Source organism: Streptomyces cyaneofuscatus (genome assembly GCF_033109485.1).
Classification (GTDB): domain Bacteria; phylum Actinomycetota; class Actinomycetes; order Streptomycetales; family Streptomycetaceae; genus Streptomyces; species Streptomyces cyaneofuscatus.
The window spans coordinates 3,828,466-3,845,036 of sequence record NZ_CP137002.1 but is presented as its reverse complement, the minus strand read 5'-3'; the positions used below and the strand labels follow the sequence as shown (position 1 = coordinate 3,845,036).

14 protein-coding genes, 1 tRNA gene and 1 other RNA gene are annotated in these 16,571 nt (G+C 70.1%); 12 read left to right on the top strand and 4 right to left on the bottom strand.

All coding sequences use genetic code 11. The annotated features are described in order from the left end of the window. The first annotated feature begins 86 nt into the window (after nt 1-86). Complete coding sequence (locus R2B67_RS16950; RefSeq protein WP_317819220.1) at nt 87-1,349, top strand: competence protein CoiA family protein; 1,263 nt, start codon at nt 87-89, stop codon at nt 1,347-1,349. Between the two features lie 323 nt (nt 1,350-1,672). Here the strand turns inward: R2B67_RS16950 and R2B67_RS16945 are convergent, their stop codons facing one another. Then, nucleotides 1,673-2,887 carry a PIN-like domain-containing protein gene (locus tag R2B67_RS16945; protein WP_317819219.1) on the bottom strand — a complete coding sequence of 405 codons (1,215 nt, stop codon included), beginning with the start codon at nt 2,885-2,887 and terminating at the stop codon, nt 1,673-1,675. A 268-nt stretch (nt 2,888-3,155) separates the two neighbouring features. On the opposite strand from R2B67_RS16945, the gene R2B67_RS16940 reads away from it, so the two are divergent. Further along, on the top strand, nt 3,156-3,719 hold the full coding sequence (locus R2B67_RS16940; protein ID WP_317819217.1) for an HD domain-containing protein: 564 nt from the start codon (nt 3,156-3,158) through the stop codon (nt 3,717-3,719). Here the strand turns inward: R2B67_RS16940 and R2B67_RS16935 are convergent. Further along, nucleotides 3,707-4,174: an NUDIX hydrolase gene (locus tag R2B67_RS16935; protein WP_317819215.1), complete on the bottom strand. Its 468-nt coding sequence runs from the start codon at nt 4,172-4,174 to the stop codon at nt 3,707-3,709. The two genes, R2B67_RS16940 and R2B67_RS16935, sit on opposite strands and share 13 nt — an antisense overlap. After that, a complete protein-coding gene (locus R2B67_RS16930) occupies nt 4,161-4,934 on the bottom strand; it encodes an XRE family transcriptional regulator (protein WP_317819214.1) in 774 nt (257 codons plus the stop codon). The genes R2B67_RS16935 and R2B67_RS16930 overlap by 14 nt, the downstream gene beginning before the upstream one ends. A gap of 98 nt (nt 4,935-5,032) precedes the next feature. Between R2B67_RS16930 and R2B67_RS16925 the strand changes: the two genes are divergently transcribed. The 5 genes from R2B67_RS16925 to R2B67_RS16905 all read left to right on the top strand — a co-directional run bounded on the left by R2B67_RS16925 (nt 5,033) and on the right by R2B67_RS16905 (nt 8,551). Beyond that, nucleotides 5,033-5,725 (top strand): HAD family hydrolase, encoded by a 693-nt coding sequence (locus tag R2B67_RS16925; protein ID WP_317819212.1) that lies wholly within the window; start codon nt 5,033-5,035, stop codon nt 5,723-5,725. Between the two features lie 107 nt (nt 5,726-5,832). Further along, a complete protein-coding gene (locus R2B67_RS16920; protein WP_317819211.1) occupies nt 5,833-6,735 on the top strand; it encodes a radical SAM protein in 903 nt (300 codons plus the stop codon). Continuing rightward, nucleotides 6,728-7,372: a P-loop nucleotide/nucleoside kinase family protein gene (locus R2B67_RS16915; RefSeq protein WP_317819210.1), complete on the top strand. Its 645-nt coding sequence runs from the start codon at nt 6,728-6,730 to the stop codon at nt 7,370-7,372. The genes R2B67_RS16920 and R2B67_RS16915 overlap by 8 nt, the downstream gene beginning before the upstream one ends. Continuing rightward, nucleotides 7,290-7,943: a class I SAM-dependent methyltransferase gene (locus tag R2B67_RS16910; RefSeq protein WP_317819209.1), complete on the top strand. Its 654-nt coding sequence runs from the start codon at nt 7,290-7,292 to the stop codon at nt 7,941-7,943. Before R2B67_RS16915 ends, R2B67_RS16910 begins: the two co-directional genes overlap by 83 nt. 20 nt (nt 7,944-7,963) lie before the next feature. Next, nucleotides 7,964-8,551 carry a class IV adenylate cyclase gene (locus tag R2B67_RS16905; protein ID WP_317819208.1) on the top strand — a complete coding sequence of 196 codons (588 nt, stop codon included), beginning with the start codon at nt 7,964-7,966 and terminating at the stop codon, nt 8,549-8,551. Nucleotides 8,552-8,718: 167 nt separating this feature from the next. Here R2B67_RS16905 and R2B67_RS16900 read toward each other — a convergent pair. After that, nucleotides 8,719-8,806 (bottom strand) — tRNA-Ser (locus R2B67_RS16900). Between the two features lie 131 nt (nt 8,807-8,937). Here R2B67_RS16900 and ffs point away from each other — a divergent pair. From ffs to R2B67_RS16875, 5 genes are all read left to right on the top strand, one after another. After that, nucleotides 8,938-9,034, top strand: an RNA gene (ffs, locus tag R2B67_RS16895) — signal recognition particle sRNA small type. Between the two features lie 145 nt (nt 9,035-9,179). After that, nucleotides 9,180-11,468 (top strand): DNA polymerase III subunit gamma and tau, encoded by a 2,289-nt coding sequence (locus R2B67_RS16890; RefSeq protein ID WP_317819207.1) that lies wholly within the window; start codon nt 9,180-9,182, stop codon nt 11,466-11,468. Between the two features lie 166 nt (nt 11,469-11,634). After that, complete coding sequence (gene purD / locus R2B67_RS16885) at nt 11,635-12,885, top strand: phosphoribosylamine--glycine ligase (protein ID WP_317819205.1); 1,251 nt, start codon at nt 11,635-11,637, stop codon at nt 12,883-12,885. A gap of 334 nt (nt 12,886-13,219) precedes the next feature. Further along, a complete protein-coding gene (locus tag R2B67_RS16880; protein ID WP_317819203.1) occupies nt 13,220-14,884 on the top strand; it encodes a M48 family metalloprotease in 1,665 nt (554 codons plus the stop codon). Between the two features lie 167 nt (nt 14,885-15,051). Then, nucleotides 15,052-16,506 carry a N,N-dimethylformamidase beta subunit family domain-containing protein gene (locus tag R2B67_RS16875; RefSeq protein ID WP_317819201.1) on the top strand — a complete coding sequence of 485 codons (1,455 nt, stop codon included), beginning with the start codon at nt 15,052-15,054 and terminating at the stop codon, nt 16,504-16,506. The last annotated feature ends 65 nt before the right edge of the window (nt 16,507-16,571 follow it).

Genomic DNA, 16,571 nt, shown 5'->3' with positions numbered 1-16,571 from the left:
AATTTCCATGCCTTCGGGAGCATGTGGAGGAACGTGCACTCGGCGGCACTCTGTTGAATGTCGGCCACCATCCCTACGGTTGAGAGATGGCCAATGGGGTGTGGCACACCGGATATGGCATAGAGATCAATCTGTCTCTGCCCGACCTCGGGCACCCGTACCGTCCCGATCTCCTCCGGGAGATCACCGCCAGTGTCTCCGAGCGCGACCCACAGCTGCTCGAATGCCTGGCGCACCATGACAAGCGCGAGTGCCTGTCGGAGTCGGGTGGGAAGTCGCCCTGGATGTTCATCCGCCGAGGGCGCGTCGGCGGCCGGCGGCCGCTCGTCGCCTCGCATCTGCCGATCACGCACAAGGCGACTCCACAGGAGAGCGCCCAGCACAAGGCAACCAAGGAGCGAGTCGTCGCGACCGCAGGGCGGTACGGCCTGGACGCCGCGGCCGAGGTTCCCGTCGCCAACCGGCGGAGCGTCTCGGACGCCGTCGTCACCGGCCCCGCCGGACTGAGGGTCGGCTGGGAGATCCAGTACCACCATCTCAGCCCCAGCAGCGTGCACCGGCGTTCGGTCAACGCCGTGGAGAGCGGCATCACTCCGCTTTGGGTGGCGAAGGACCGGACGGCTTCCCTGATCGACCGGGCCCCGTGGGCGCGCGTGGACGACATGCCGTGGAGGGACATCGCCGACGGCAAGGAGATGGTGATCCGTGGCGGGTACCGGCACCTCGAAGTCTGGAAGTGCGTCCCGAGCAGCGAGCGCCACTGCCTCGTCAGCGAGGGGGCCGGCCACTGTGGCGCGATCCACGCGGACTGGTTCGTGCCGGCGCTGTGCCTCCCGGAGAGAAAGCCGGTCCTCATCGAGGACCTGGTCCTGCGGAGCGCTACGGGGGAGAGCGTTCCGGTCTACGTACCCAGTCGGGGGAGCGGCCGCGCCGGACGGCACATGTGGGTGTCGGCGGCCGATCGCGCGCTGTGGGAGGAGATCGTCCACGAGAAGACGCCCCTGCCCACGGCGCCGGCCGACGAGGACGACGACGTGATCACCTTCGCCGAGCAGGAGATCGACCGCAGTTGCCGGGGAGGCCAGGACGGCTGGTTCGCCAGCGACGCCCGCCCTCTCCGCGATCTCGCCCAGCCGACCGGCGGCTTCACTCTTCCTCGCCTTCCGCCCCAGCGCCCGGGCGACTCGACCCGGATTACTCCCGTCGAGCGGGCGGCGGCCTCCGCAGCGCTGGGCTGCCCGCCCTGGGAACTCGGACTGTGCGCCGACTGCAGCCAGATGATGCGCCGGTACGGACCGAACGCGGCCATGTACTGCAACGTCTGCCGGGCCACCCTCAACGGGCGGTGAGCGGAACGGCAACCGCCGATGTCGAGGGCCCCCGCAGCTCGCTGCGGGGGCCCTCGACGTATTGCCCGGTGAGAGCAATGGCGGAGGATACGAGATTCGAACTCGTGAGAGGTTGCCCTCAACACGCTTTCCAAATGTTCGCCCGGAAGCCCAGGGGGGAGCGTGTGCGTCCTGACCTGCCATGGAATGGAGCGCCGGGCAGGCGATGGATGCCGCTGCACGGGAGCGAATGAGACCGGAACTGAGACCGGAGTCTGGCCAGTGCCTGCACGTCACCATGACTCTGTGGAACCGCGCATCCGCGATCGGTTAGTGGTGACCCCTCACTGTGGATCGTCCCCTTCGGCCTCGGCCATGGCCCGTACCAGTGGCTCTGCCGAGGCATGGAGGCGGAATCCGGAAGCCTTTACGTAGCTGTGCTCGGGATCGTAGACAGCCTTGAGCAGTGGCGCGACGGCTTCGGGCAGTAGCTTCGCGGCCTGGAGTTCAGCTGTGAATCGGCTGATAGGGCGCGCCATGCCATTGAGCTTGACCTCAGGTGAGTAGTGACAGAGCTCTCGGATGACTTCCTGGCTTACGAAGCCTTCGTTATCGGCAGCCCACCGGATGACCGCGACACGGTCGTCATAACCTGCCAATGAGAGCCTTTCGAAGAGCGCTTCGACGGCCGGTGCGTTCCAGTGACCTTGCTCGGAGGGGGCGACTTCATCGGCTGAATCCTCCTCCCGAGAGCGGTCCACTCGGTCAATGTCCTCCAGACCTGTCTCGGCGGCATCGATTTCGAAGACGGATGCGCCCAGAGCGGTGAACTGGCTCGGCGTCAGCATGTACAGCCGTGTTCCGGCCTCACGCGACAGCTCGTCGATGAGCTCTTGCCGCGGCCCGCTGGCCTGCCGATTGTCCTTGCGCCACCAGTCCTCTTTCACGTCGCCAGTGACCAGCAGGACGTCACATTTGCGACTCTGTGCCTCGTCGAGGATTTGCCGCCACACCAGGTAGTCACCGACGGCGTTGTCCCCCTTGCCCGCATCCATGTAGCCCGGCGGTATCTTCATCGTGATGCGACGCTGGCCTTCAACTACGGCTGCATCGTGATCCGCCTGCGACAGCGAGGGCCCCACCTGCCCCTCCAGGGCCTTTGCGAGCGCGGCGACGACTGGATCTGCGGCGGTGTCCCGGTCGGCAGGACCGGCATGCTTTGTGACCAGGGCATTCACGGCCTGGGTCGCTGCATCGAAGCCAGCGTTCAGGTCGTCGAAGATCTTGGCCAACTCATCGTCCGGGAGGGCGAAGCGCCCAGCCCAGTTGCGCAGAACGCCGGTTGCGCGACCCTTGAGGTCTCCGAGCTCTCTGATCGCAGTTGAGGCGGATGACTTGGGTGCGCTCACGGTCTCCAGGCGATGGCGCCAGAACTCCACCAGGGCCTGATGGGGAATCCAGAGTTGCCCGCCGAGCTTGCCTAGTACCGACAGCAGAAGATTGCGCCCCTGTTCTGTGTACCGATAGAGGTCAAGCAGGACGTTGGCGTCGGCGGCCACGAGGCCATGTTGCATCACCTCCGCCAGGTCAGTGTCGGAAGGCGACCGATAGCTCTCGAACCCGTCGAAGATGCCCCGTGCCGACTGTGGCCGGGCAGGTTCTGAGGCAGAGGAGTCTCTAGCGGTGGATTCAGTCACATCCTGATCCTGCTACAGCGGGCGCCGCTGTGTGCTGGTGTTGTCGGATTCTCCTGACCGCCGCTGCCGAGGCACGCTCTGATCGCTTCAGTTGAGACTGGGAGGGCTGCTGCTGGGGCACGCAATGAGCATGAACGGATCGATGGCGAAGTGGGCGTGTTCGGTGGCCGAAGCGGAGCTGCGTGAGTCCCTTCCTCGTCGATGGATGCACTCGAAAGGGGTCGCGCGGCGCGCGGCCCAACTGACTGAACTCGTGGGTGCTGACGCGGACCTGCTGGCTTCTGCCGCCGTGCTGCACGATGTGGGCTACGCTCCGCGGCTCGCCGTAACCGGCTTTCATCCGCTGGATGGTGCGCGGTTTCTTCGTGACGACCATGCTGCGGATGAGCGGCTGGTGCGGTTGGTGGCGAACCACTCGCTGGCGTTGCTGGAGGCCGAGGAGCGCGGGCTGCGGGGTGATCTGGAAGCCGAGTTTCCGCTGCTCGACGACCACCGGCTCGTGGATGCCCTGGTGTATTGCGACATGACTACGACGCCTGACGGGATCGGCACGTCTGCCGAGGCTCGGCTCGAGGAGATCATGGAGCGTTACGGTGCAGACAGCCTGGTGGGGCGGTTCATCCGTCGCGCGTCGCCGGACATCTTCGCCGCAGTGAACCGGGTGGAGGCGGCCTTGGCGGCTCAGCCCAGGTAGGGGTACGTGCCGGCCAGGAAGTCGCCGATCTGCTGCCGCATGCTGGGGTGGATGTCGTACTGGTCCAGGTCGCTCGGCTGGACGTAGCGGACGTCGTCGGCCTCGTCGTTGATCGTGGGCTCCCCACCCACTGGTCGGCCGATGTAGGTGTTCTCGTACTGCTGGCGGATCTCGCCGTCGGTGTAGGCCACGATGTGGTTCGGGTTCGTGTAGACACCCAAGAAGCCGGTGATCTCGGCGATGATGCCGGTCTCTTCCAGGCATTCCCGCACGGCGCACTGGGCGGCGGTCTCGCCGATGTCCTGGGCTCCTCCGGGCAGGGCCCATTGGCCGGTGTCCCTGCGGCGTTGGAGGAGTATGGCGCCGCTGTCGTCGACGACGAGCAGGTTGTTGGCGGGGATGAGGGTGTTCGCCTTGGGAGCCTTGGGGTCGTTGTAGTACTCAGTCCTGCCCATGCGGCGAGGGCCCCTCCTGGTCTGGTGTCCAGGGCCGTGCGGTGGCCCAGACAGCTTCGAAACTCTGAGCGTAGTTGTCGAACCAGCCCGCCGTTTCTGCTCTGCGGAGATGGAGGAGGGGGTTGGCGCTGGCCGGCTGGCCCCAGACGTGCGGGTTGATCAGAAGATCATCGTCGTACCGGAACATGGAGGTGTAGAGCGTGGTGTCGTGCAGGCGCACCTCGCAGCCGGCCTCGGACAACAGGGGCCGATAGTAGGTGAGGGAGGCGCGGATTTTGGCGGCGAGGGTGTCGCCAATTCCTTCTTCGTGGCCTCGGATTGCTGCGGCCCGGCCCCTCGAGTCGCCGAAGCAGAGCCGCACTTGCACTCCGGTTGATGCGCGCTCGGCGAGCATCTTGGCGACGTGAGGGTTGGACTGGGCGAAGAAGGTGCCGGAGAAGACGAGGACGCTGATCTGCTCCTGGGCGCCATTGAGCAGCGACAGCCACGTGTCTCGCGGGACGCTCGCCCGATTCTGGTAGGCCCCGGCCAGCTCCTGCCCTGCCCCTGAGAGCTGCTGCGAAGTGCTCGGCACCGGTGCGGGCCAGAGGAACAGTTCCTCGACCCGTAAGTGCTTGGCGACGCGGAAGCGGTGGCGCGGGTGGGGGACGCGCCCACCGAGCCACCGGCCAACGGTCTTGGGGTCCACCTCGCAGACTTCGGCGAGTGACTCAGGTGGGATTCCGCGCTGGGCGAGCACGGAGTGCAATCGCTCGTTCACAGGCGCCATACAAGCCGAGACGGCCAGGCGCAGCAAGGATGTTTCGGGACGTCCCACAGAAGGAAGGGGGCCATGACCGCCGTATTTACGCTGGACGCATGGAGCTCATCGTCCTGTGGGACATCGACCACACCCTCATCGAGAACGCCGGGGTCAGCAAGGAGATCTACGCCGCCGCCTTCACGGCCCTGGCGGGACGGGTGCCCGCGGAGCCGGCGCGAACCGAAGGGCGTACGGACCGGCTGATCATGCGCGACATGTTCCAACGGAACGGCCTGGCCGAGCCGGACTGGGCCTCTGTCGAGAAGGCACTTGCCGACGCAGGGGAGGCGCGTCTCCACACTCTCAGCCTGCGAGGAACGGCCCTGCCTGGCGTGCGCGAAGTCCTGAAGGAGGCTTCCGTGCACAGCGGTTGGGTGTCGTCGGTGCTCACCGGCAATATCGCGGACAACGCCCGCGTGAAGGTCGCGGCCTTCGGCCTTGATTCCCTCCTCGACCTGGCAGTTGGCGCCTACGGGGCCGACGCCCTTCAGCGCCCCGACCTGGTCGCCGTCGCCCGGGAGCGTGCCGAGCGGCTGCGGGGCGCCCCGGATGGCGTGCCGGTGGTGCTTGTCGGAGACACTCCGAGGGACGTGGAGGCAGCACTCGCCACCGGCTCCGAGATCATCGCGGTCGCTTCCGGTGTCCACAGTACCCAAGAACTGGCAGACGCCGGCGCCCGTACGGTTCTGCCCGATCTGATGGACACCAGCCGTGTACTCGGGATTCTGGACGCGCTCTCCGCACGCTGAAAACGTCCCAGGACGTCCTCGGAGCGTCCCGATACGCGGTGACGAGGTCCGTGTCTCCCCCGCCAACATGAGGTCTCCCACCAGGCAAGTGCCCGAAGGAGGCCTTCGTGATCAGCGAAGTCACCGGGATCCGCAGGATCCGGATGCTGTACCTGCAGTTGCTCTACCGCTGCAACTTTGAATGCCTGCACTGCTTCCACGGCAAGCGGCTCCAGCACGCCGACGCCTTCTCCGCGGACGAGGCGGTCAACCTCCTCACGCTGATGCGCGACGAATACGGCACCGAGGCCGTCACCCTGCTGGGCGGCGAGCCGTTCGTCTATCGAGACCTAGCCCAGGTCGTCCGGTACGCCAAGCGAGACCTGGGCATGCAGGTCGAGATCTGCACCAACGGCTATCGGATCGAGCGCCGGCTCACCGAGATCGCCCCCGACCTGGACCTGCTCCGGGTGTCGCTGGAAGGCATCGGCACGACCAACGACAAGATCCGCAAGGCCGGAAGCTACCGGAGTGCCCTGAGCGCCCTCGAAATCGCTCAGCAACTCGGTGTCCGCGCCGGCGCGACCATGACGGTCACCTCACACAACATCGACGAGATCCTGCCGCTCGCCCGCACATTGCAGCACTACGGAGTGGAGCAGCTGAAACTCCACTGCCTCCGACCGGTCGGCAACGCAGCTGATCACCCCGAGCTCCTCGTCAGCGACGCCACGGCTTACACCGGTCTGCGGGAGCGCCTGGCCTCGGCCGAGCTCGACATCGAGGTGATCCTCGACGAAGACCTGTCCGAGCTCGGTGCGCCGGACGCCTGCCTCCCTGCCGGGGGCCTTGTGGAGATCGAGCGGATCGAGGCCGACCCGCGCGGCGCGCTGACCATGTCCTGCAAGGCCGTCGGCAAGGACTCGCACGCCTTCTGGTACGACAAGCGCGCCCACCACATCGACCACCGGCCGTCCGCCACCGACGAACTCACCCTCGCGGTGCCGGACGTGGTGTACGGACGTGTCTGACCCGGCGTCGTTCGAGAGCGTCGAAGGGCTCCGCGGCACCGGCAAATCCACCCTTGCCCCCATGCTCGCGGCCGCACGTGGCGCAGTGCTGGTCCCGACCGTGCCACCCGCCTACCAGGCACTGCGGCAGGAGGTCGACCGGCTGGGAAACGCTGAGGCACGTATGTGCTTCTACCTCTCGGCCCTGTTCACCGCCACCGATCAGATCCAGCGGTACCTGTCCGCCGGCACTGCGGTCGTCGTCGAGAGCTACTTCGCGCGGTGCCTGGCCAACCACCGCGCTTTCGGAGCCGACCTCTCCGTATCCCTGCCGCCGGGCATCCCGCGTCCCGTTACCTACTACCTCGTCTGCGCGGAGGACGAGCGACAGCGCCGACTCATCAGGCGCGACAAGCCTGTCTCGCGTTGGGACGCCCTCGCCGAGATCACCGCAGACAAGATCACCGACGCCTACGCCTTGTTCCCGATGCACCGCGTGAATACCTCCGGCCTCACCCCTGACGAGGCACTCCGAGCCGTCCTGAGCAGCACCCACCCGCAAGGAGAGCAAGCCAGTGCAGACACCCAGCATGTGGCCGCACACCCTCACCTTCTTCCCTCAGTTCCTCGCCGCGCTGAGGGAGCGTACGGAGCCTGACTCCACCGTGACGGTCATCGGTGCGAGCGACGGCAGACTCGTCGTGCCACTGGCTGCGGCCGGCTACCGGGTCGTCGCCATCGAGCGCGACCCGCTCGCCCTCCACGGCGGCGAGGTCCGATTTCCGGGCGGCAGGACCGGTCACGCGACGGGCATGATCGAGCGGCTGAAGCAGGAAGGGCTTAACGACCGTGTCCAGGTCGTGGAGGAGGACTTCCTCGCTTCCGAACCCGTCACCGCCTCCTGTGATGCCGCCTGGACGAGCTGCTCGTGGCACTACAGTGCCAACCACCACCGGCCGTTGGGCGAGTTCGTCGACCGCATGCAGCGTCTGGTTCGGCCCGGCGGTCTGTTCGGCGCGGAGTTCATGATGCCCCTCACGCAACGCCACCACGTGCTGGAGCACTACACATCCCCCGAGAAGCTGCGGCGTTACTTCATCGGGGACTGGGACGTCCTGCTCACCCTGCGTACCAACGAGTTCACCGAGCAGGCGCACGTCGGTCAGCTGCAGAACCACAACCACCGCATGGGCCTCCTTCTCGCGGCCCGTGCGTCCACCCCCTCCTAGAACCACGGGAAGCAGGACCTATGAAGCACGAGTACGAGGCCAAGTTCCTCGACGTCGACGTCGACGGCCTCCAGGCCAAACTGAGGGCGCTCGGAGCCGTCCAGGCGTTTCCGCGCACTCTCCTCACCCGGAAGATCTTCGAGAGCGACGCCCTCGAAGGCGGTGCCTGGGTTCGCCTGAGGGACGAGGCCACCCGCTCCACCCTCACGGTGAAGCAGGTCACCGACTCCACGACGATCGACGGCACCACCGAGATCGAGACCGAGGTGTCCGACCTGCACGCCATGGCCGAGATCCTCCGCACCATCGGCCTGCGCGAGGTCCGTTACCAGGAGAACTACCGCGAGGAATGGCGCTTGGGCGAGGTCGCCTTCGACTTCGACACCTGGCCGGACCTCCCCACCTTCCTCGAGATCGAAGGACCCGACGAGGCATCGGTCCGACAGGCGGCAGATCTGCTCGACCTCGACTACGCGCAGGCCCGGTTCGGCAGCGTCGACGAGATCTATAAGAGCGAGTCCGGTCGGGACATCCTCGCCGAGCCCACGCTCCTCTTCGCCGACGCCGACAAGCAGGCTGCGATCAGGACAACTGTCCCAAGCGAGTGACCTTGGGGGCCGGGCTCTGTCTCCAGAACCCGTCGTTGCTGTACCCGCACCCCGTGGCGGAGCCAGATCTCGGGCCCGTCCGACTGAAACCGGAGCGGGGACCGCCAACGCCGAAGGGCCCCACCGCGAACGGTGGGGCCCTTCAACGTATTGCCCGGTGAGAGCAATGGCGGAGGATACGAGATTCGAACTCGTGAGGGGTTGCCCCCAACACGCTTTCCAAGCGTGCGCCCTAGGCCACTAGGCGAATCCTCCGCCGCAAACAATACAAGACGTTGGAGGGTGCTCGCGAACACGTTCGCCGAAGATCGTCCGGAGGGGCCGTGCAGGTCGTCCGCCGGGGCGGGTGGGTGGACCGGACGGGGTGGGGATCCGCTAAGGTGGGCGTCAGCCCCTCACGTGGCGCTATCTGACTGAACTCCCCCAGGGCCGGAAGGCAGCAAGGGTAGGTTGGCTCTGGCGGGTGCGTGGGGGGCCCTTTGCGTTCCGGGGCCGGGGCCAGGGCCGGGGCCGGGTGCGGGGGTTCCGGTGGCTTCCGGGGTTGTGTTCCGGTGGCTGAGCTGGGCCGGGGGCCTGCGCGTGGGCCGTGTGGGGTTGGTTGTCAGTCCGCCCCGATAACCTCGTAGATGTGTCGTCCCTTGCGCTGTACCGCCGCTACCGCCCCGAGTCGTTCGCCGAGGTCATCGGTCAGGAGCATGTCACTGACCCGCTCCAGCAGGCCCTGCGGAACAACCGGGTCAATCACGCGTACCTGTTCAGCGGGCCGCGTGGCTGTGGAAAGACGACCAGTGCGCGCATCCTCGCCCGCTGTCTGAACTGCGAGCAGGGGCCCACGCCGACCCCGTGCGGGGAGTGCCAGTCGTGCAAGGACCTCGCGCGCAACGGGCCGGGGTCCATCGATGTCATCGAGATCGATGCCGCTTCGCACGGTGGTGTGGACGACGCCCGTGATCTGCGCGAGAAGGCGTTCTTCGGGCCCGCCTCCAGTCGTTACAAGATCTACATCATCGACGAGGCCCACATGGTCACCCCGGCCGGGTTCAACGCCCTGCTGAAGGTGGTCGAGGAGCCGCCGGAGCACCTCAAGTTCATCTTTGCGACCACCGAGCCCGAGAAGGTCATCGGGACGATCCGGTCGCGTACGCACCACTACCCGTTCCGGCTCGTTCCGCCCGGGACCCTGCGCAGTTATCTCGCCGACGTCTGTGGGCGGGAGAACAGCGCCGTCGCGGACGGGGTCCTGCCGCTCGTCGTGCGGGCCGGCGCCGGGTCCGTGCGTGACTCCATGTCCGTCATGGACCAGCTGCTCGCCGGTGCGGGCGACGACGGTGTGACATACGCCATGGCGACCGCACTCCTCGGATACACCGACGGTTCACTCCTCGACTCGATCATTGACGCCTTCGCCGCCGGTGACGGGGCCGCCGCCTTCGAGGTCGTGGACCGGGTCATCGAGGGTGGCAACGACCCGCGACGGTTTGTGGCGGACTTGTTGGAGCGGCTGCGCGATCTGGTGATCCTCGCCGCCGTGCCGGACGCGGGGGAGAAGGGGCTCATCGACGCCCCCGCCGATGTCGTCGAGCGCATGCAGGCCCAGGCCTCCGTCTTCGGTGCCGCCGAGCTCAGCCGCGCCGCCGACCTGGTCAACGACGGGCTCACCGAGATGCGCGGCGCCACCTCGCCGCGCCTCCAGGTGGAGCTGATCTGTGCCCGGGTGCTGCTTCCCGCCGCCTTCGACGACGAGCGGTCGATGCAGGCCCGGCTCGACCGGCTGGAGCGGGGAGCCTCCGCCGCCGCTGCCGCCTCGTTCGCGGCCCCGCCTGCCGCCGCGGTTCCGATGGGGTACGTTCCCGGGCCCGAGGCCCACGCCCCGCAGGGCCACGCGCCTCAGGCCGCACCCGTCGCCCCCGCTGGCCCGGACGCCGCCCGTGCCGCCGTACGAGGTGAGGCGCCGGCCCCCGCGCCTGCTGCCTATGCGCCGCCCGCCGCCGCCGAGCCCGTCGCTCCGCAGCCCACCGCCGAAGCCCCGGCCCCCGCCCAGCGGCCCGGGTCCTGGCCCACCGCCGCAGGAGGCGAGCAGGCCCGGCGCCCCGGCGGCTGGCCCACCGCGTCCGCCCCCGGCAGCGGCCCCGCCGCCCCGCCCCCCGCCGCACCCGCACCGGCCCCCGCCACCCCCGTGGCCCCCTCCGCACCGGCCGCCCCGGCGGCGGGCGGACAGGGTATGGCCCAAGGCGCCGGCCAGGTCCGGAACATGTGGCCCGACATCCTGGAAGCGGTCAAGAACAAGCGCCGCTTCACCTGGATCCTGCTCAGCCAGAACGCCCAGGTCACCGGGTTCGACGGGACCACCCTCCAGATCGGCTTCATCAACGCGGGCGCCCGGGACAACTTCGCCAGCAGCGGCAGCGAGGAAGTCCTCAAGCAGGCACTCGCCGAGCGGTTCAACGCCCAGTGGCGGGTCGAAGCGGTCGTCGACACCTCCGGCGGCGGTGCGGCCCCCCCGGCCCCCGTCGGCGGACGCCCGGCCCCGCAGTACACGCCCGCCCCGGCGCCCTCACCCACCGCCCCGACCCCCATGGCGTACGAAGGCACCCCGGCGCACGCCCCCCAGCAGCCGAATCAGCAGCCGAACCAGCAGTACAACCACCAGCAGCCGAACCAGCAGCAGTCCCAGCAGACCGCCGCCCCGTCCTCCTCCGGGCAGCAGCAGTCGCCGCAGTCCCACCAGGCCCAGCAGGGCCGGGGCACCGCTCCCTCCGCCCCCGAGCCCTCCCACGGCGGGTACGCCGTCGCCCCCGAGGACGACACCGCGGAGGCCGACGATCCGGATCTCGTCGACTCCGCCCTCTCCGGCCACGAGCTGATCGTCCGCGAGCTGGGCGCCACCGTGGTGGAGGAGTTCACCAACGAGCAGTGAGACCGACGAGCAGTGACGCCGACGAGCAGTGACGCCGGCGAGCAGTGACGCCGGCGAGCAGTGACGCCGGCGATCAGCCAGGTGATCGGAGCGGACCGGCGCCGTGAGCCGTCCACGGACCGGCGGCCGTCCGGGCCCACCGCCCCCGGCGGCTAGGCTGCACCCCGTGAAGGTCCTCGTCATCGGCGGCGGCGCCCGCGAACACGCCCTGTGCCGCTCTCTGTCCCTCGACCCCGATGTCACCGCTCTGTACTGCGCCCCCGGCAACGCCGGCATCGCAGAGGTGGCCGAACTGCACCCGGTCGAAGCCCTCGACGGTGACGCCGTCGCGCGCCTCGCGACCGAGCTGGGCGCCGAGCTGGTGGTCGTCGGCCCGGAGGCGCCCCTCGTCGCCGGGGTCGCCGACGCCGTGCGCGCGGTCGGCATCCCCTGCTTCGGCCCCTCCGGCGAAGCCGCCCAGCTCGAAGGCTCCAAGGCGTTCGCCAAGGACGTCATGGCCGGGGCCGGGGTCCCCACCGCCCGCAGCTACGTCTGCACCACCCCCGCGGAGATCGACGAGGCCCTCGACGCCTTCGGCGCTCCGTACGTCGTCAAGGACGACGGCCTCGCGGCGGGCAAGGGCGTCGTCGTCACCGACGACCTCGCCGCCGCCCGCGACCACGCGCTCTCCTGCGACCGCGTGGTGATCGAGGAGTTCCTCGACGGCCCCGAGGTCAGCCTCTTCGCCATCACCGACGGCACCACCGTGCTGCCGCTCCAGCCCGCCCAGGACTTCAAGCGCGCCCTGGACGGCGACGCGGGCCCGAACACCGGCGGCATGGGCGCCTACTCCCCGCTCCCGTGGGCCGACCCCAAGCTGGTCGACGAGGTTCTCGACACCGTCCTCCAGCCGACCGTCGACGAGCTCCGCCGCCGGGGCACGCCCTTCTCCGGGCTGCTCTACGCGGGGCTCGCGATCACCTCGCGCGGCGTGCGGGTCATCGAGTTCAACGCCCGCTTCGGCGACCCCGAGACGCAGGTCGTCCTGGCCCGGCTCCGTACGCCGCTGGCCGGGGTCCTCCTCGCCTCCGCCAACGGCACCCTGGACGTCCTCCCGCCGCTCACGTGGCGCGACGACGCGGCCGTCACCGTCGTGATCGCCTCGCACAACTACCCGGACACCCCGCGCACCGGCGACCCGATCGACGGGCTCGCGGAGGTCGCGGCACAGGATGCGCCCGACGCGTACGTCCTGCACGCGGGGACCCGTACGGAAGGCGGCGCCGTCGTCAGCGCGGGCGGCCGGGTCCTCTCGGTGACCGCGACCGGCAAGGACCTCGCAGCGGCCCGTGAGCGCGCCTACACCGCGCTCGGCCGCATCCGCCTCGACGGCTCCCAGCACCGGACGGACATCGCCCTGAAGGCCGCCGGAGGCTGATCCGCCGGTCGGACACGCTCCACCCGGCCCCTCACGCCGCCCCCGAACGCCACCGGCGTACGCGGGGCAGGCGCGAGGGGCCGGTCCCGTGCGGGGCGCGTAGCAGCAGCCCTGCCCTACGGACGCGGACACGTCAGCAGCTTTGCCCAAAGCCATTCCATCGGGTGACGACTGGGCCAGACGGATGACGCCCGCCGAAGCCCCAACTAGGGTGCGGCGCAAGCGTTCCGGCACTTGGCCCACCGGCATTGCGATGTCGGTGGCGGGTGCCACAGTGGGGGAGTGAGCAACACCGCCGCGAGAGCCAAGAGGGCAGAGGGGGTGACATCCGGCCGTGTCCGGTATCGACGTGGGTGAGGAGCTGGGTGCACGGGCCGCACAGGCCCGAGCGCTCGCCCTGCTGCGGATCCGCAGCAGGGCACTGGCCGTGGTGATCACGCCCGCGGCCGTGGCGGTCGTGCTGTTCGCCGCGGGCGCCCAGGGGCACCTCGGCGGGCCCGTCTGGGACGGCGTCCGCTGGGCGGTGCTCGGGGTCGCCGTCGTGGTCCTGCTGGTGGCCGCCGCCGTCGCGGTGGCCGTCGCCCGGGCCCGGCCCGCCGTGAGCCCCACCGTCCCCGTGGCGGAGGAGGGGGCCCCCGATCTCTACCGGCTGGTCCGGGACCTGGCCGACCGGCTCGGCGTCCCCGCGCCCTCGGCCATAGCGCTCACCCCGGACTGCGACAGCTGGCTGGAGGACCGTACGCACCGCGCCCACCGGGGAGGAGCCGGGCGGGAGGCCAGGAACACCGCCCCCGTCCTGGTCATCGGCTCCCCCTTCCTGTGGTGGATGCGGGTCGCCGAGCTCCGCGCCGTCCTCGCCCCCGTCGTGGCGGGCACCGACTCGTCCGCGCACCCCGACATAGCCGCCGCCCGGCGCTTCGTCCGCGGTCTGGACGCCGCCGTGGCCGACGGAGCCGCCCCCGGCCGGGGCGCCCTCCGCGCCGTCCCCGCCGCCTTCACCGGCTGGGTCGCCCGGCTGCTGCTGCGCGCCTGCCGGGAGCACGCCGCCGAGATGGAGCGGTGCGTGGCGGCCACGGCCTCCATGCGCGCCCAGGGCGTCGACTACGCCCTCCGCATCGCCGCCCAGGAGCAGGTCGGCCTCGCCTACGCGGGCTGGGACCGGCTGCTGACCCGGGTCGCGCTGCCCGCCTGGCGGATGGGCCGCTGGCCCTCCCGGCTGGACGCCGGAGTGGTCTCCGCCCTCACCGAGCTCTCCCGCCGGGACCGGCTGGCCGACGGCTTCACCTCGCGCCTCGGCGAACGCCCGGCCTGCGACCTGCTGGAGGAGCCCGGCATCGCCGACGAGGCCACCTCCCTCCTCGCCGCCCGCCTCTTCCACGGCGGCCCGGCGGAGAGCGGTCCGGACTGGGCGCCGGTGGACTGGCAGCAGTATCCGGACGAGGTCGTCGACCGGAAGTGGCGTACGGAGGCGGCCCGGCTGCACCGGGTGCTCGACGCCATGGGCGTCCCCCCGGCCTCCGTGGCCGATCCGGCGGTGCCCACCCTGGCCCGCGTCATGGAGCACCTGGCCGGTCCCGGCGGACCCGGCGGGCCCGGGGAGGAGCTCGCGGCGGGCATCGGGGCGGCGGTCGCCCGCGACGACGCCCAGGCCCCGGCGCCAGGACCGGCCCAGCAGACGGCATCCGCCGCCGGCGCCGACACCCTCGACCTCTGGGGTCCCGACCCGCTCCCCCTCTTCCCGCTTCAGCCGCCGCGTACGGGCACGGAGCTGCTCGCCGACCACGTCGCCGCCATGGTCTGCTGCGCGGCCGTGGACACGGCGGGAGCGGCCCCCGGCCTCGACTGGCTGGACGGTCCCGCGCTGCTCGTCGACGGCGAGCGCCGGGCGGACCTCGCGGTGCCGGTCCTCAGCCTGGTCGAGGACGGCGACCCGGACCCGCTGCGGTCCTGGCTGGCCGAGGTGGGCGTCCGCTCCGACAAGCCCGTACGGCTGGTGTGACCCTGAAGACCTGAAGACAGGACATGCACGAGCCGGAAGGGGTGGTTCCGTTCACGTCAATTAGCGACGAAGGGTGACGGAGTGCGTGCGTTATGTGATGTGCTGGGGACCGGCGCTGACATCGTGCGCGCCGGAGTTGTCCGGGGGATCTGAGGGAGGGGCGCGGCATGGGGGCGGAGCAGATTCGCCGGTGGGAGTCGGGCGCCCTCGCGCATGCGGTGAGCGACCCCTTCGGGCAGGGCCCGCTGCCCTGGCTGCGCGGCAGTGAGAACTACTTCGACGACACCGGCCAGGTCGTCCCCTGGTACGCCGACCTCGCCCGCTCCACCGGCGGCGGCACCCGCACCGCCGACGACGTCCACCGGCAGATCAAGGGCTTCGTCTCGCCCGGAGCGGCGGCCCCCGGCGAGGCCATCGACTTCCACATCACCGTGGACCCGCCCCAGCAGTTCTCCGTGGACGTCTACCGGATCGGTCATTACGGCGGCGACGGCGCGGCCAAGATCACCACGAGCCCGCGCCTCTCCGGCATCGTCCAGCCGCCGCCGCTGGCCGCCGACCGGACCGTCTCCTGCCACCACTGGTGGATGTCCTGGCGGCTCCAGATCCCGAGCTACTGGTCGGTCGGCGCGTACGTGGCCGTCCTGACCACCGCCGACGGGTACCGCTCGCACATCCCGTTCACCGTCCGCCACGACCACCCCGCCGACCTGCTGCTCCTGCTCCCGGACATCACCTGGCAGGCGTACAACCTCTATCCGGAGGACGGCCGCACCGGCGCCAGCCTCTACCACGCGTGGGACGAGCGGGGGCGGCTGCTCGGCGAGGAGGACGCCGCCGTCACGATCTCCTTCGACCGCCCGTACGCCGGGGCGGGGCTCCCGCTGCACGTCGGGCACGCGTACGACTTCATCCGCTGGGCCGAGAGATACGGCTACGACCTCGCCTACGCCGACGCCCGCGACCTGCACGCGGGCCGCATCGACCCCAGCCGCTACCGGGGCCTGGTCTTCCCCGGCCACGACGAGTACTGGTCGACGCCCATGCGCCGGGCCGCCGAGCGCGCCCGCGACTGCGGCACCTCGCTGGTCTTCCTCTCCGCCAACACCATGTACTGGCAGGTGGGCCTCGCCCCCTCCGCCTCCGGCATCCCCGACCGCCTGCTGACCTGTCGCAAGCGCCGGGGGCCCGGAAAGTCCGCGCTCTGGCGCGAGGTGGACCGGCCCGAGCAGCAGCTCCTGGGCATCCAGTACGCGGGCCGGGTGCCCGAGCCCCGCCCGCTGGTCGTGCGCAACGCCGAGCACTGGCTCTGGGACGCCACGGGCGCGGCCGACGGCGACGAGGTCCCGGGCCTGGTCGCCGGTGAGGCCGACCGCTACTTCCCCCGTACGAGCCTGCCGGAGCACGACAACCGCATCCTGCTCGCCCACTCCCCGTACCAGGACTCCGAGGGCGCCGTCCGCCACCAGGAGACCTCGCTCTACCAGGCCCCCTCCGGCGCGCTCGTCTTCGCCTCCGGCACCTTCGCCTGGTCCCCGGCCCTGGACCGCCCCGGGCACACGGACCCCCGGATCCAGCGGGCCACGGCCAACCTCCTCGACCGGATCTGCAAGCGCGACTGACCGCATCTGCAAGAGGGATCGACCCAGGGCCCGTACACCGCGAGGGACATCAGGCCGGGCCCCGG

Excerpts from the sequence above, each read along its gene's own strand:
- R2B67_RS16950 (WP_317819220.1), top strand. The coding sequence starts at position 87 with ATGGCCAATGGGGTGTGGCACACCGGATATGGCATAGAGATCAATCTG.
- R2B67_RS16940 (WP_317819217.1), top strand. The coding sequence starts at position 3,156 with ATGAACGGATCGATGGCGAAGTGGGCGTGTTCGGTGGCCGAAGCGGAG.
- R2B67_RS16935 (WP_317819215.1), bottom strand. The coding sequence starts at position 4,174 with ATGGGCAGGACTGAGTACTACAACGACCCCAAGGCTCCCAAGGCGAAC.
- R2B67_RS16925 (WP_317819212.1), top strand. The coding sequence starts at position 5,033 with ATGGAGCTCATCGTCCTGTGGGACATCGACCACACCCTCATCGAGAAC.
- R2B67_RS16905 (WP_317819208.1), top strand. The coding sequence starts at position 7,964 with ATGAAGCACGAGTACGAGGCCAAGTTCCTCGACGTCGACGTCGACGGC.
- R2B67_RS16875 (WP_317819201.1), top strand. The coding sequence starts at position 15,052 with ATGGGGGCGGAGCAGATTCGCCGGTGGGAGTCGGGCGCCCTCGCGCAT.